Raw genomic sequence first — 15217 nt, 5'->3', positions numbered from 1 at the left:
ACCTTCAGTTAATTGAATTCTGTCAACGCCTGGCCATCGCCAGGACCTGGAACATCAAGCCGACGGCGATACCGGCCAACAGCGCCAATGCAGGCAGCTTGAAGACCAGGAACCCCACCAGCAGGACGCCGAAAACCACGACCCACTTGGCCACGATGGCAATGATCAGGCGAGCCATCGCCGATCCTGCGGCCAGTGCCCCACCGCCCAGTGCCATCCGTGCCGCCACCCAGCCACCGGCCGAAATGGCCACACCGGACGCCAATGCGCCGAGGGCGTATTTCGGACCTACCAGCAGGAAGGCCAGGGCCAGGACAGCCACTGCGGCCAGCGGGTAGACCGCGGCGCGCAGCATCAGTCGCCGACCCGCATCAACGGAGTTCAGCACAGGACGTCCCGCGTGGTTGCAAGTGGAGGGCTGAGGCGGCTACAGCAGGGGGGCCTCATCGAGCCGCCAAATTATAGCAATGGGACAATTTGCGAGACAACCGCTCCCTGTTCATCCCGGGAAGCCGCAAGTTGCGGTAACGGTTACATTTTTGCGTGCCACCCGGGGGACAATGACGTCCGCGTGATGCTGCACCGCAGTATTGAACTTTGGTCGCAGGCCGCGGAACTTTCGCCGAATGCACCGGTCCGATCTTTCGACCTGCCTGCAGCAACCTCGTCGACGCTTCGCCCCGCAGGTCCCACGATGGCCCCGAAGCCCCGCTCCGGGGCCATCTTTTTGCATCGTGGCGACAGTGCTGAACCGTGCACATCGCGTGGACCATACGTTCACGGATGGTGGACGGCGATGTCCGGCACAGTGGCCTTCATTCTGATGAACCACTGCAAGGACTCTTCGATGCGCTCCGTACCCACCCTGCTCGCCCTCTCCCTGCTCGCCGCCGGCGCCTCGTTCGCCACTGCCGCCCACGCCGCCGAAGGCGATGACCGCTTCGCCCTGCGCCTGGGTGCGATGAACATCGACTCGGACAACACGATCCGCGGCAAGACCAACGTGGCCGGCCAGGACATCGGCTTCTCCGAGGACTTCAAGCTGGGTGGCAAGGAGTGGGAACCGCGCATCGACGGCATGTTCCGCATCAGCAACCGCCAGCGCCTGCTGTTCAACTACTTCAAGTACGACAAGGACCGCCGCGAGACCCTCGGCCAGGACATTTCCTTCGGGGACGTCAACGTGCCGTCCGGCAGCTTCGTCAAGGGCGAGCTGAAGTACCAGGTGGCCAGCCTGGTCTATGACTACTCGGTGGTAGACACCGACACCTTCGACCTCGGCCTGCAGATTGGTGCCGAGTACGCCAAGGTGAGCAGCAAGGCCTACGCCGACCTGGGCACCGTCTACGAGGGCCAGTTCCTCAACGAAAAGACCGACGGTGTAGCACCGGTGGTCGGCGCGCGCCTGAGCTTCACGCCGTCGGAGAAGTGGATGATCACGCTGCAGGGCCAGTACCTCAACACGCGCTGGGGCAGCTTCGACGACTACAAGGGTGACCTGAGCCGCGCCAACGCCATCGTCGATTACCGCTTCACCAGGAACTTCGGCGTGTTCGCCGGCTACGACTGGTTCAAGCTCGATGCGGACAAGAAGGGCAGCGACGGCACCATCGGCCTGAAGCAGGAATTCAAGGGCCCGGTGGCGGGCGTCAGCTTCGTGTTCTGATCCCCCGCCCCTTCCACGGCACCCTCTCTCCTGACGCGGCCTCCGGAATATCGGGGCCGCGTTTTTTTGTGGATTCCTGACAGAAGAGCAGAAGCAGGTTGGTCGAGCGCTGGAGGGAGCGGGGGCTGCGTGCGAATGTCCCCCGGCGCCGGCCTGCGGCCGGCACCTCCTCCTTTACTTCGCACACATCCCCCGCTCCCTCCGCGTGCCAGGCATCCAGGCGGCTTGGGCAGGGCGCTCGGCCGTCCGCAAGCCGAGCCGCAGCGCGGGTGGCGGGCGTTTGGACAAAGTAAAGGAGGAGGCGACCGCCACAGGCGGGCAACGGGGGACATTTGTCCAAACGCCTGCCACCCGTGCTGCGGCCCGAACGCTCGCAATGAGAGTGATCGAAGCCCAACAAAAAAGCCCCGGCAGAGGCCAGGGCTTTTTCGTTCGCGAAGGCGCGGACGCCTTACTTCTTCTTCGGCATGTACAGATCGGTGATGGTGCCGTCGTAGATTTCCGAAGCCATCGCCACCGATTCGCTCAGCGTCGGGTGCGCGTGGATGGTGTGGCCGATGTCTTCGGCTTCCGCACCCATCTCGATGGCCAGGCCGATCTCGGCCAGCAGGTCACCAGCGTGCACGCCGACGATCGCGCCACCGATGATGCGGTGGGTTTCCTCGTCGAAGATCAGCTTGGTGAAGCCCTCGGTACGGCCGATGCCGATCGCGCGGCCACTGGCGGCCCACGGGAACTTGGCCACGCCGACCTTCAGGCCCTTGGCCTTGGCTTCGGTCTCGGTCACGCCGACCCAGGCGATTTCCGGGTTGGTGTAGGCCACCGACGGAATCACGCGGGCGACCCATTCCTTCTTGTGGCCAGCCGCCACTTCAGCCGCCAGCTTGCCCTCGTGCGTGGCCTTGTGGGCCAGCATCGGGTTGCCGACGATGTCGCCGATGGCAAAGATGTGCGGCACGTTGGTGCGCATCTGGCGATCCACCGGGATGAAGCCGCGGTCGGTGACCTGCACGCCCGCCTTCTCGGCATCGATCTTCTTGCCGTTCGGCGAGCGGCCCACGGCCACCAGCACGCGGTCGAAGGTGCCCTGCGCCAGCGCGGGCGCCTGGCCTTCCTCGGCGGCTTCGAAGGTGACGGTGATGCCCTTGGCATCGGCGGTGACGCCCGAGGCCTTGGTCTTCAGGTGGACTTCGATGCCCTGCTTCTTAAGGCGGTCGGCCAGCGGCTTGACCAGGTCCTTGTCGGCGCCCGGCATCAGCTGGTCCATGAACTCGACCACGGTGACCTTGCTGCCCAGCGCGCCATACACGGTGGCCATTTCCAGGCCGATGATGCCGCCGCCGACGACCAGCAGCGAGCCCGGCACTTCGGCCAGCTCCAGCGCGTCGGTGGAATCCATCACGCGCGTGTCGTCCCAAGGGAAGTTGGGCAGCTTCACTGCCTGCGAACCGGCGGCGATGATGCACTTCTGGAAGCGCAGCAGCTGGGTGCTGCCGTCAGCGGCGGTGATTTCCAGTTCATTGGCCGAAACAAACCTGCCGACGCCCTGCACGCTGCGGACCTTGCGCTGCTTGGCCATGCCGGCCAGGCCCTTGGTCAGCTGGTTGACGACCTTTTCCTTGTACTGGCGCAGCTTGTCCAGGGTGATGGTCGGCTTGCCGAACTCGACGCCGAAATCACCGGCATGGGCCACTTCGTCGATGACCGCTGCCGCGTGCAGCAGCGCCTTGGACGGAATGCAGCCGACGTTGAGGCAGACGCCGCCGAGGCTGGCGTAGCGCTCGACCAGCACCGTATCCAGGCCGACGTCGGCGGCGCGGAAAGCAGCGGTGTAGCCGCCCGGGCCCGAGCCCAGCACGACCATTTCGCATTCGATGTCGGCCGGCTTGCCGCTGGACAGCGCCGGCTTCGGTGCGGCCGGCTCGGCCGGGGCGCGGTGCGACGGGGTCACCGGCGGCTTGCTGGCCGGAGCGGCCGCTGCCGGGGCCGGCACTTCGGCGGCGCCTTCAGCGTCCAGCACCACGACCACGGCACCTTCGGACAGGGTGTCGCCCAGCTTGACCTTGATTTCCTTGACCACACCGGCGGCCGAGGACGGCACTTCCAGGGTGGCCTTGTCCGATTCCAGGGTCACCAGACCCTGATCCTTCTTCACCGTGTCGCCGACGGCGACCAACACTTCGATCACCGGCACATCGCTGTAATCGCCGATGTCGGGAACCTTGACTTCAATCGTGGCCATGGTGGGTTTTCCTCGTGCCCGCCCGGCATGGCCGGTGGGCTGTCACTGCATCTGTTCACGCGGCCGCGCCWGGGGCTGCGGCCGCACGGTGGGGGCGAAGCGGTGCCTTACAGCAGCACGCGGCGCATGTCGGCCAGTACCTGCGACAGGTACGTGGTGAAGCGTGCGGCCAGGGCACCATCGATGACGCGGTGGTCGTAGCTCAGCGACAGCGGCAGCATCAGCTTCGGCGCGAATTCCTTGCCGTTCCAGACCGGCTGGATGGAGGACTTGGAGACGCCGAGGATGGCCACTTCCGGTGCATTGACGATCGGGGTGAACGCGGTGCCACCGATGCCACCCAGCGAGCTGATCGAGAAGCAGCCACCGCTCATGTCGGCCGGGCCCAGCTTGCCGTCGCGCGCCTTCTTGGCCAGTTCGCCGGTTTCCTGCGCGATCTGCACCACGCCCTTCTTGTCCACGTCGCGGATGACCGGCACGACCAGGCCGTTCGGCGTATCGGCGGCGAAGCCGATGTGGAAGTACTTCTTCAGGGTCAGGTTTTCACCGCTGGCATCGAGCGAAGCGTTGAATTCCGGGAACTTCTTCAGTGCCGCGGCGCTGGCCTTGATCAGGAAAGCGAGCATGGTCAGCTTGATGCCGGCCTTCTCGTTCTCCTTGTTCAGCGCCACGCGCAGGCCTTCCAGGTCGGTGATGTCGGCCTGCTCGAACTGGGTGACGTGCGGGATCATCGCCCAGTTGCGGGCCAGGTTGGCACCCGAGATCTTCTTGATGCGCGACAGCGGCTGCACTTCGGTCTCGCCGAACTTGCTGAAGTCGACCTTCGGCCACGGCAGCAGGTTCAGGCCACCGCCAGCAGCAACGGCGCCACCGGCAGCCGCCGGCACGCCACCGCTGAGTGCCGCCTTGACGAACTTCTGCACGTCACCCTTGGTGATGCGGCCGCCCTTCTCGGTGCCGCTGATCTGCAGCAGGTCCACGCCCAGTTCGCGGGCGAACACGCGCACGGCCGGGGTGGCGTACGGCACCTTGGCCGGCAGCACGCCATCGGCGTTGAACTGCACCGGCGGGCTTGCCGGGGTGCCGGCCGACGGCGCGGCAGCAACCGGAGCCGCAGCCGGGGCCGGTGCGGCAGCCTGCGGAGCGGCCGGTGCAGCCGCCGGGGCCGGAGCGGCCGCCTTGGCCGGTGCCGGCGCGGCAGCACCTTCGGCTTCGATGATGGCGACCACATTGCCCTGCGACAGAGTGTCGCCAACCTTGACCTTGATCTCCTTGACCACACCGGCCACCGAAGACGGCACCTCCATGGTGGCCTTGTCGCTTTCCAGCGTGACCAGGCCCTGGTCCTTCTTGACCGTGTCGCCGACGGCGACCAGCACTTCGATGACCGGGATGCCGGAGTAATCGCCGATATCCGGCACCAGCGCTTCCACCGCACCGCCGCTGGCAGCCGGGGCAGCCGGAGCAGCCGGAGCAGCAGCGGCCGGAGCCGGTGCGCTCTGGGCAGCCGCAGCCGGGGCAGCGGCCTTGGCCGGTGCGGGAGCGGCAGCTGCCGGCGCAGCGGCCTCGCCTTCGGCCACTTCGATCAGCGCCACGACCTTGCCCTCGGACAGGCTGTCGCCAACCTTGACCTTCAGTTCCTTGACCACACCGGCCACCGAGGACGGCACTTCCATCGTGGCCTTGTCGCTTTCCAGCGTCACCAGGCCCTGGTCCTTCCTGACCGTATCGCCGACGGCGACAAGCACCTCGATTACCGGGATATCGCTGTAGTCACCGATATCGGGGACAAGTGCTTCCTTGATTTCGGCCATGGGGATAACTCCGGCAATCTGGTGTAGGGAAACGTCTATTGTGCGGCCAGCGGGGGCCAGCGCCAACCGTTACAGGTGTTTTCAGTACGCACGCAGCCGGGACAGGCTGTTGCCCATGGGGTGCGGCCCCGACCAGTCGGTAGCGTATTGTCCGGACGATGTCCGCTTCATGTCGCCAGTGCGTCGGCCACCGGCTGCCAGGCCACACGCAGGCGCGGCAACGACCAGGCCGCATTGGCCGGGCTGGTGGAAGGCAGCGCCAGCAGCCGGGGTGGGGCCTCCAGCCGTGGCAGCACCCAGCGCTGGAACGCCAGCATCGATGCACCACCATTGCAACCGATCAGCTCCAGCTCAGGAAGAGAAGCGATCAATGCCGGCAGCGCATTGGGCACTTCCGTGCCGCGCACGATGTGCGCATCCAGGCTGCCGCGACGTTCGCATTGGCCGATCACATCCCACAGGCCGACACCTGCCGCCCGCACTGCCTGCAACCGCTGTGCATACGGCAGGCCTGCATCAAACCCGCAGATATCAGCCATCAGCGACCAGAAACGATTGCGTGGATGGGCGTAGTAGCGCTGCTCCTGCAACGACGCCGCGCCCGGCATCGAGCCCAGCAACAGCACCCGGCACTGCACGTTCACCTGCGCTTGCAGGCCGATGCACAACGTTGCTTCGCTCACATCTTCTCCAACTGCATGAATGTCGGCGCGCGCGGAAAACCCCATGGAAACAGGCTTTTCGCACTGATCGCTGAACAAGGAGAACTATTTTTTAACGCGCGTCGGATTCGATTCATGTTGAGGCGACTACGGTGTGCTCGCCCCGCAACCGGGGGCCCAAAACAAGAAACACTAGGAGATACCCCCATGCGCTCCATCCGTATCCTCAGTCTCGCCCTGCTGACCTCCGCCGCCTTCGCGCCGGCCGCTTTCGCCCAGGACAGCAGCTCCACCGATACCGCTTCGGGCAAGCATTTTGCCGTGGTTGGCGGCGTCGCGCTGCTGCAGCCGAAGAATGATCCGATCGACGGCATCAAGAAGGTCGATGGCGGCCCGGCGCCGACCGTCAGCTTCAGCTACTACATCAACGACAACTGGGCCGTTGAACTGTGGGGCGCCGCCGACAAGTTCGACCACAAGGTGAAGGGCCCGAACAATGCCCGCCTGGGCAACGTCGAGCAGCAGCCGGTCGCGCTGAGCGGCCAGTACCACTTCGGCCAGGCTGACAACGTGTTCCGTCCGTTCGTGGGCGTGGGCTACTACCAGTCCAGCTTCAGCAATGAAACGCTGGCTGACGGCAGCAGCTCCGACATCCGCCTCAAGGATGCCAAGGGCGTGATCGGCACCGTCGGCGTGGACATGAACATCAACTCGACCTGGTTCGCCCGTGCCGATGCCCGCTACATGCGTTCGCGTCCGGACGTGAAGGTCGGCGGCGAGAAGATCGGCGAAGCCAAGATGGATCCGTGGACCGTCGGCTTCGGCATCGGCGCCCGCTTCTGATCCAGGCAGCACCGGCTTCATTGATGTAACGCGACGGGCCCTGCGGGGCCCGTCGTCGTTTCCGTCACCCACGTTCCGCCTGTAGAGCCGAGCCCATGCTCGGCTGCATTTTTTGTAGAGTCGAGCTTGCCCGGCCACCCGGAAAGCAGCCGAGCATGGGCTCGGCTCTACATAATCAGGACACGGAGGCGCGATGGACGAAGTCGACCTGCTGGTGATCGGTGGCGGAATCAACGGCGCCGGCATCGCCCGTGATGCAGCCGGCCGCGGCCTGCGGGCGCTGTTGTGCGAGCAGGATGACCTGGCCGCGCACACCTCCAGCGCCAGCAGCAAACTGATCCACGGCGGCCTGCGCTACCTGGAGCAAGGCCAGTTCGGACTGGTGCGCAAGGCACTGGGTGAACGCGAAGTGGTGCGCCGGCAGGCACCCCATCTGGTCCGTCCGTTGCGCTTCGTACTGCCATGGGAACCCCACCTGCGACCGCGCTGGATGCTGCGCGCGGGCCTGTGGCTGTATGACAATCTCGGCCGACGCAGCCCGACTTTCCCCGCCTCGCGCGCACTGGACCTGCAACGCGACCCGCTCGGGCCCTGGCTCTCCCCGGATCTGCGGCAGGCCTTCAGCTACGCCGATGCGCAGGTGGATGACGCGCGGCTGGTGCTGCTCAACGCGTTGGACGCCGCCCAGCGTGGCGCACGGGTACATGTGCGCAGCCGCTGCATCGGACTGCGCCCTGTGCAGGGCCGTTGGCAGGCCACGCTGGAAGCCACCGACGGCCGGCAGCAAACGGTGATCGCCCACGCCGTTGCCAATGCGGCCGGCCCCTGGGCAGGAGGCCTGCTGGAACGGATGCAGGCGCGCGATGGCGGCCCCGCCCTGCGCCTGGTACAGGGCAGCCACATCGTACTGCGCCGGCCCTGGCCCGATGACAGTGCCTGCCTGCTTCAGCAGCCCGATGGCCGCGTGGTGTTCCTGCTGCCCTTCGCCCACGACCACCTGCTGGTCGGCACCACCGACACCGACTACCGCGGCGACCCGGCCCGGTGCAGCGTGCTGCCTTCCGAAGTGGCCTACCTGTGCGAGGCCGCCAACCGCTACCTGCGCGAGCCGATCGCCCCGCAGGATGTGGTCTGGCAGTTCGCAGGGGTACGCCCGCTGCTGGCCGATCCGGACCCGCGTGCAGCGAAACTGAGCCGTGACTATCGCCTGCAACTGCAGTCCGGCCCGGCGCCTGCGCTGCATGTGCTGGGCGGCAAGCTGACCACGTACCGGGTACTGGCCGAAGAAGCGCTGGACCTGCTGCGCCCTGCCCTGCCGCAGATGGGACCAGCATGGACGGCAGCAGGCCATCCGCTGCCGGGCAGCGACTGGGGCGACGCCGCGCAGGCACGCCTGCACCTGCAGGCACTGGCACCGTGGTTGCCCTCCGATACGGCACAGCGCTGGGCCGGGGCCTACGGCAGCCGCAGTGCTGCGCTGCTGCAGGATGCGCGCAGCCTGGAGGATCTTGGCGAGGACTTTGGTGCAGGCCTGCACGCGCGCGAGGTCGCCTTCCTGCGTGACCACGAATGGGCACGCAGCGCCGAGGACGTGCTGTGGCGACGCAGCAAGCTGGGCCTGCGGATGGACGCTGCCCAGGTGGCACGGCTGCAGGCGTGGATGTCGCAACGGTAGCGCCGGGCCATGCGCGGCGGTTCGCAGTGGCGCCGGGCATGGCCTGGCGCTACCGATGCTTTAGGATTTCCCCATCGCTACCGGAGACGCTGCATGACGCCCCGCTACGTGCTGGCCATCGACCAGGGCACCACCAGTTCGCGCGCGATCCTGTTCGACCGTGCTGGCGACATCGTCGGCAGTGCGCAGCGCGAGTTCGCGCAGATCTTCCCGCAACCCGGCTGGGTCGAGCATGACCCGCGCGAGATCCTCACCAGCGTCTATGCCACGCTGACCGAACTGCTCAGCCGCGAACAGATCGATCCGCGTCACATCGCCGCGCTGGGCATCACCAACCAGCGCGAGACCACCGTGGTCTGGGACCGCGCCACCGGCCAGCCGATCCACAATGCCATCGTCTGGCAGTCGCGGCAGAGCCACGCCATCTGCGAGCGGCTGAAGTCCGACGGGCATGAGGCACTGGTCCGCGAACGCACCGGCCTGCTGATCGACGCCTATTTCTCCGCCACCAAGGTGCGCTGGATCCTCGACCATGTGGAAGGTGCGCAGCAACGCGCCGAGCGTGGCGAACTTCTGTTCGGCACCATCGACAGCTGGCTGGTATGGAACCTCAGCGGCGGCCAGGCCCATGTGACCGACTACAGCAACGCCGCGCGCACCCTGCTGTTCAACATCCACACGCTGGACTGGGATGACGACCTGCTGGCGCTGCTGGACATACCCCGCGCGATGCTGCCGCAGGTGCGCGATTCCAGCGCGGTGTATGCGCACACCCGGCCGCAGTTCTTCTTCGACCACCCGATCCCGATCGCCGGCATCGCCGGAGACCAGCAGGCGGCGCTGTTCGGCCAGGCCTGCTTCCAGCCGGGCATGGTCAAGAACACCTATGGCACCGGCTGCTTCATGCTGATGCACACCGGCGCGCAGGCGGTGCGATCCCGTAACGGCCTGCTGACCACCATCGCCTGGGGCCTGGATGGCCGCGTGGAGTATGCGCTGGAAGGCTCGATCTTCATCGCCGGCTCGGTGGTGCAATGGCTGCGCGACGGCCTGCGCATGATCGAGCGTGCCAGTGACAGCCAGGCGTTGGCCGCGCAGGTGCCCGACAGTGGTGGCACCTACCTGGTGCCGGCGTTCGTCGGCCTGGGCGCCCCCTATTGGCGCAGCGATGTGCGCGGCGCGATGTTCGGCCTGACCCGCGGCACCCGCAAGGCACACTTCGTGCGCGCGGCGCTGGAGGCGATGGCGTACCAGACCCGCGACGTCCTTGATGCGATGCAGTCCGATGCGGGCATCGCGCTGACCGAACTGCGCGCCGACGGCGGTGCGATCGGCAACGACTTCCTGGCCGGCTTCCAGGCCGACATCCTTGGCGTGCCGCTGCTGCGGCCGCGGTTGACCGAGACCACTGCGCTGGGCGCGGCCTACCTGGCCGGTCTGGCAGTGGGGTTCTGGTCCAGCCGCGAGCAGATCGCCGCGCAGTGGGGCCTGGACCGGCGCTTCGAGCCACGGATGGAGGTGGCCCGGCGCGAGAAGCTGTATGCCGGGTGGCAGCAGGCCGTGGCGGCCACCCTCGCCTTCCACGTCGACTGACGGTAGTGCCGGCCGCTGGCCGGCAACCCCATGATCCTTGGCGGCGTTTGCAGATTGCCGGCCAGCGGCCGGCACCTACTGCATGGTCAGAACGTCCGTAGCGCCGGTCAGAACGCCGGCAGCACCGCGCCCTTGTACTTGGTCTCGATGAAGGCCTTCACCTGCGGGCTGGTCAGGGCCTTGGCCAGCTTCTGCACGCGGGCGTCGTCCTTGTTGTCCGGCCGCGCGACCAGGAAGTTCACGTACGGCGAATCCTTGCTCTCGATCGCCAGTGCGTCCTGGGTCGGGTTGAGGCCGGCGTCCAGCGCATAATTGGTGTTGATCAAGGCCAGGTCGACCTGGTCCAGCACGCGCGGCAGCATCGCCGAGTCCAGCTCGCGGAACTTCAGGTTCTTCGGGTTGGCGATGATGTCGCGCTGGGTCGACAGGGCATTGGCCGGGTCCTTCAGAGCGATCACGCCGGCCTTGTGCAGCAGGATCAGCGCGCGGCTGTTGTTGCTCGGGTCGTTCGGGATCACCACGTCGGCACCTTCGCGCAGCTCGGCCAGCGACTTGATCTTGCGCGAGTACGCACCGAACGGCTCGATGTGCACGCCGATCACCTTCACCAGATCGGTCTTGCGGTCGCGGTTGTACGCATCCAGGTAAGGTTCGGTCTGGAAATAGTTGGCGTCCACCTGCTTCTGCACCAGCTGGTCGTTGGGCTGCACGTAGTCGTTGAACACGCGCACGTCCAGGTCCACGCCTTCCTGCTTGAGGATCGGCTTGACCACCTCGAGGATCTCGGCGTGCGGCACGGCCGTGGCAGCCACCACCAGCTTCTGCGAGGGTTCGCCGGACTTGCCACAGGCGGTCAGGGCCAGCGCAGCGGCGAGCAGGGGCAGCAACAGGGTCTTCTTCATGGGCGGCGGGGTTCTCGGGGGGAGTGTCAGGATTTTTCGTAGTTGCTCAGGGCCAGCTCGAGCAGCGCCTTGGCCTGCTCGCGCAGCATCACCGGCTCGACGATCTCGGCATCCGAGCCGTAGTGCAGCACGTCCATCAGCAGCTCGCGCGAGACGCTGTACGGCACCTTCAGTTCATAGCGGCCATCGGCCAGGAAGCGGCCCTGCTGCTTGGAGTGCCAATGCTCGTCGGCCACCCAGCGCGCGGCTTTGGCGCTGAACAGAATGGTCGCCCAGCCCTTCGGCGCACCGGAGAAGATGCCGTAGCTGGCACCCAGCTGTTCGTCCAGCTCGCTGTCGGCCACGTCGCGGGCGGTGCTGTCGACGACCCGCGCCTTGTGGATGCGGTCCACGGCGAAGCTGCGCAGGGCTTCGCGGTCATGGTCCCAGGCATCCAGGTACCAGTTGTCGCGGTAATGGGTCAGGCGCTGTGGCGAGACGGTGCGCTTGGTCGGCTCGTCGGTGGAACGGGCACGGTACTCGAACGCCAGCTGGCGGCGCTCCAGCACGGCCGACGCGACACTGCGGAAGCTGCCTTCATCGAACTTGCGTCCGCGGTGCGGGATCACCCGCACACGGTCCACCGGCCAGTTGGAGACACCGGCCTGGGCTGCCAGCAGGCTCTCGATACGCTGCTGCAGCGGCGCCAGCACCGAGGACAGCACGCCGCCGCCGGTCCGCGCCAGAAGGTGCTGCGAGGCCAGCAGGGCATGCAGCTCCTCCGAGCTGAGCCACAGGCCGGGCAGCTCGAAGCGGTCGCTCTCGTCGGCCTGGTAGCGGAAGCCGGCCTCGCCGTCGCCCTCGATCGGTGCCATCAGCGCATCGCGCAGGAAGGCCAGGTCGCGGTAGACGGTGGCACGGGAACAACCGAGCTTGTCCTGCAGGGTCGCCACCGTCACCGGATAGCGCGCGGACTTGAGCAGACGATGCAGGGCGGTGATGCGTTCGTATCGGTCCATACCCCCGATTATGTCCGAGTCGCGGGTCTTGTGTGGGACGTTTGGGCTATCGTGGTCGCCCCCACCCCCATGGAACGCCCGATGCGCCGGTTGCCCGCCCTGTCCCTGCTGGCCTGCCTGCTGCTGGCTGCCTGCGATCGCGCACCGGCGCCGGCCAGTACCGAAGCCCCGGTGCCCGCGGCAGATCCGGCGCAGGCCGTACTGGGCGCCAGCCAACGCTTTGCGGCCCTGAGCAGTTTCCACGCCGAGCTGGAGGTGCTGGGCGCACCACAGCCGGTGCGCAGCGCCATGGACTTCGTCGCCCCCGACCGCTTCCGGGTGCAGACCCCGGCCGGGCCGCAGACGATCATTGGCGACACCATGTTCCTGCAGGCTGACGGCGCGATCCGCCAGGTTCCCACCCCGCCGGGCGTGTTGGAGCAGTGGCGCAATCCTTTGCCGGCCGACGCCCTGCCTGCCGACCTGCAGGCCGAAGACCTGGGCAGCCAAGCGCTGGATGGGGTCGAGACCCGTCATTACCGCCTTCGCGGCGCGCAGGCCGGCGAACGCCTGGAGTACTGGGTGGACGCCCAGGGCCTGCCGAGGCAGATCGTGCGCAGCGGCAGCAGCAATGGCCGCAGTTTCCAGCTGCGCCTGCGCTATTCGCGCTTCAACGACCCGGCATTGCGTATCGATCGGCCCTGAATAGGCGATCGCGGCAACGTTCGCTGAAGCGCGCTTTGGATCGATTCGGACCGCCATCACGCTTCCAGTATCATCACCGGCTGTCAACCGCTTCGGAGAAGCCCGATGTCCCTGCGCGTGTCCCTGCTGATCCCCCTGCTGCTGTGCGCGCCGCTCGCGTATGCACAGGATGCCTCCGAACTGGCGGCGATGTCTTCGCCGTGGAGCGGCAGTGGCGGCGAGCTCGGCTTCGCCTCGGCACGCGGCAACAGCAGCACCGAGAGCTTCAACGGCCGCCTGCGCCTGCGCTACACCGACGGCGACTGGGTGCACAGCATGGACCTGTTCGGCCTGCGCTCCAGCTCCAAGGTGACCGAGACCAACGACGACGGCACCACCACCCGCCGCAACAACACCACCGCCAACCGCTACACCGGCAGCGCCGGCAGCGCGCTGCAGCTGGGCGAGCACCGCCAGCTGACCGCGACGGTACGTACCGAGCGCGACGATTTCGCCACCTACGACCGCCAGAGCTCGTTCGGTCTGGGTTACGGCACCCGCCTGTGGAACACCGAGCGCTTCTCCTTCGACGCGCAGATCGGCCCCGGTGTGCGCCGCACCCACAGCACCGAGGACGACCGCACCCGTACCGGCATGATCGGTCGTGGCCTGTTCGACCTGAAGTACTCGCTGACCGACAACACCGATCTGGTGAACACCCTGCTGGTCGAATCCGGTTCGTACAACACCTTCGGCCAGAACGACTTCGGCGTGTCGGTAAGCATGAACGAGCACCTGGCGCTGAAGGCTGGCTGGCAGGCGCGTTACAACAGTGACGTGGCCGAGGACAAGCGCAAGACCGATACGCTGACCACGATGAACGTGGTCTACAAGTTCAAATAAGCAGAACGGGCGCCCAGGGCGCCCGTTCTGCTTCCGGTAGTGCCGGCCGCTGGCCGGCAACTGCATTCAACTGGGGCACGAGGTTGCCGGCCAGCGGCCGGCACTACCTGCGATGGTTCAGACGTTCAGCAGTTCGCCGGCGCCATCGTCCAGCAGCAGCTTCGCCACGCGCTGGCCCAGCGCTTCCGGATCGCCGGCCGGGCCCACCGCTTCGGCGCGCACCGCACGCCCATCACTGGCACTGCCGACCAGGCCCTGCAGGTGCAGATCATCACCCTGCCACTGCGCGATCGCCGCCACCGGCACATGGCAGCTGCCATGCAGCGCGCGGTTCATCGCCCGCTCGGCTTCCACGCAGGCACGCGTAGCTGCATCATCCAGGCCGGCGAACAACGCCATCAGGCGCGCGTTGCCGCCATCACACTCCACCGCCACTGCGCCCTGCGCCGGGGCCGGCAGCCACTGCGGCGGCTGCAGGCGCGCGACGATGCGCTCGCCCAGGCCCAGCCGTTCCAGCCCGGCCACCGCCAGCACGATGGCGTCGTAGCCACCGTTGTCGAGCTTGGCCAGGCGGGTGTTGACGTTGCCGCGCAGGTCGAGCAGTTCCAGGTCCGGTCGCAGCGCGCGCAGCTGGGCCTGGCGACGCAGCGACGACGTACCGACCCGCGCACCGATCGGCAGCGCATCCAGCGAGGCATAAAGATTGGAAACGAAGCCATCGGCCGGATCGTGGCGGGTCAGCATCGCCGGCAACGCGAACGGCGCGTCCAGCTCCATCGGCACATCCTTGAGCGAATGCACGGCGCAGTCGGCGTCACCGCGCAGCATCGCCAGCTCCAGTTCCTTCAGGAACAGGCCCTTGCCACCGATGGCGGCCAGCGAGCGGTCGAGCACTTCGTCACCGCGGGTGCTCATCGGCACCAGTTCCACATGCAGGCCGGGGTGGGCCTGACGCAGGCGGTCGGCGACGTGTTCGCTCTGCCAGAGGGCGAGCGGGCTCTTGCGGGTAGCGATGCGGACGGTTTCCATCCGGGCATTATCGCGCCTTCGGCGCGGATACGGCCAACGGCGGAGCCCCTCGTGGCTTGGAGCAGCAGCTGGGCTTGGCCGTGCGGGGTGGGTTCGCGGGRGACGCCGTGAATCCGTCCSTGGAGGCTTGGCCGCGGCATCCATGCCGCGGACACCCCCGCGAACCCACCCCGCCCGACCTCTGACAGTTTCCGTGCGCGTCAGCCACGGAAGATCAAAAGAAAAAA

The 15217-nt window shown here is 67.0% G+C and carries 13 protein-coding genes; 6 read left to right on the top strand and 7 right to left on the bottom strand.

Translation table 11 applies throughout. The features are described from left to right. Nucleotides 1-22: 22 nt before the first annotated feature. On the bottom strand, nucleotides 23-388 hold the full coding sequence (locus tag D7T59_RS06675) for a hypothetical protein (protein ID WP_006394654.1): 366 nt from the start codon (nucleotides 386-388) through the stop codon (nucleotides 23-25). Nucleotides 389-847: 459 nt separating this feature from the next. On the opposite strand from D7T59_RS06675, the gene D7T59_RS06670 reads away from it, so the two are divergent. Next, the gene (locus D7T59_RS06670) at nucleotides 848-1666 is read left to right on the top strand and encodes a hypothetical protein (RefSeq protein WP_180853010.1); all 819 of its coding nucleotides are present in this window, start codon (nucleotides 848-850) and stop codon (nucleotides 1664-1666) included. Nucleotides 1667-2117: 451 nt separating this feature from the next. On the opposite strand, the gene lpdA is transcribed toward D7T59_RS06670, so the two are convergent. The 3 genes from lpdA to D7T59_RS06655 all read right to left on the bottom strand — a co-directional run bounded on the left by lpdA (nucleotide 2118) and on the right by D7T59_RS06655 (nucleotide 6405). Beyond that, nucleotides 2118-3908: a dihydrolipoyl dehydrogenase gene (lpdA, locus tag D7T59_RS06665; protein WP_180853009.1), complete on the bottom strand. Its 1791-nt coding sequence runs from the start codon at nucleotides 3906-3908 to the stop codon at nucleotides 2118-2120. A 107-nt stretch (nucleotides 3909-4015) separates the two neighbouring features. Then, a complete protein-coding gene (gene aceF / locus D7T59_RS06660) occupies nucleotides 4016-5722 on the bottom strand; it encodes a dihydrolipoyllysine-residue acetyltransferase (protein WP_180882681.1) in 1707 nt (568 codons plus the stop codon). A 167-nt stretch (nucleotides 5723-5889) separates the two neighbouring features. Further along, nucleotides 5890-6405 carry a DNA-deoxyinosine glycosylase gene (locus D7T59_RS06655; RefSeq protein ID WP_180853007.1) on the bottom strand — a complete coding sequence of 172 codons (516 nt, stop codon included), beginning with the start codon at nucleotides 6403-6405 and terminating at the stop codon, nucleotides 5890-5892. A 186-nt stretch (nucleotides 6406-6591) separates the two neighbouring features. Here D7T59_RS06655 and D7T59_RS06650 point away from each other — a divergent pair, with 186 nt between their 5' ends. From D7T59_RS06650 to glpK, 3 genes are all read left to right on the top strand, one after another. Further along, nucleotides 6592-7227 (top strand): OmpW/AlkL family protein, encoded by a 636-nt coding sequence (locus D7T59_RS06650; RefSeq protein WP_005411140.1) that lies wholly within the window; start codon nucleotides 6592-6594, stop codon nucleotides 7225-7227. 193 nt (nucleotides 7228-7420) lie between these two features. After that, on the top strand, nucleotides 7421-8902 hold the full coding sequence (glpD, locus tag D7T59_RS06645; protein WP_180853006.1) for a glycerol-3-phosphate dehydrogenase: 1482 nt from the start codon (nucleotides 7421-7423) through the stop codon (nucleotides 8900-8902). A gap of 93 nt (nucleotides 8903-8995) precedes the next feature. After that, nucleotides 8996-10495, top strand: coding sequence for a glycerol kinase GlpK (gene glpK / locus D7T59_RS06640; RefSeq protein ID WP_180853005.1), 1500 nt, complete (start codon nucleotides 8996-8998; stop codon nucleotides 10493-10495). Nucleotides 10496-10602: 107 nt separating this feature from the next. Here the strand turns inward: glpK and D7T59_RS06635 are convergent, their stop codons facing one another. Continuing rightward, nucleotides 10603-11397, bottom strand: a complete 795-nt coding sequence (locus D7T59_RS06635) for a MetQ/NlpA family ABC transporter substrate-binding protein (RefSeq protein WP_164137765.1) — start codon at nucleotides 11395-11397, stop codon at nucleotides 10603-10605. 26 nt (nucleotides 11398-11423) lie between these two features. Then, complete coding sequence (locus D7T59_RS06630) at nucleotides 11424-12395, bottom strand: helix-turn-helix transcriptional regulator (protein ID WP_005411144.1); 972 nt, start codon at nucleotides 12393-12395, stop codon at nucleotides 11424-11426. Nucleotides 12396-12476: 81 nt separating this feature from the next. Between D7T59_RS06630 and D7T59_RS06625 the strand changes: the two genes are divergently transcribed. Further along, nucleotides 12477-13079 carry a LolA-like protein gene (locus D7T59_RS06625; RefSeq protein WP_180853004.1) on the top strand — a complete coding sequence of 201 codons (603 nt, stop codon included), beginning with the start codon at nucleotides 12477-12479 and terminating at the stop codon, nucleotides 13077-13079. A gap of 105 nt (nucleotides 13080-13184) precedes the next feature. Beyond that, complete coding sequence (locus tag D7T59_RS06620; protein WP_046987542.1) at nucleotides 13185-13961, top strand: DUF481 domain-containing protein; 777 nt, start codon at nucleotides 13185-13187, stop codon at nucleotides 13959-13961. A gap of 117 nt (nucleotides 13962-14078) precedes the next feature. Here D7T59_RS06620 and hemC read toward each other — a convergent pair whose 3' ends face one another. Further along, nucleotides 14079-14990: a hydroxymethylbilane synthase gene (hemC, locus tag D7T59_RS06615; protein ID WP_164137768.1), complete on the bottom strand. Its 912-nt coding sequence runs from the start codon at nucleotides 14988-14990 to the stop codon at nucleotides 14079-14081. Nucleotides 14991-15217 lie beyond the last annotated feature (227 nt).

The sequence above is a fragment of the Stenotrophomonas maltophilia genome (genome assembly GCF_013464915.1).
In the GTDB taxonomy this organism is placed as follows: domain Bacteria; phylum Pseudomonadota; class Gammaproteobacteria; order Xanthomonadales; family Xanthomonadaceae; genus Stenotrophomonas; species Stenotrophomonas maltophilia_AT.
Note: the sequence above shows the minus strand (reverse complement) of the source record. Positions and strands in the feature narration are given on the sequence as shown.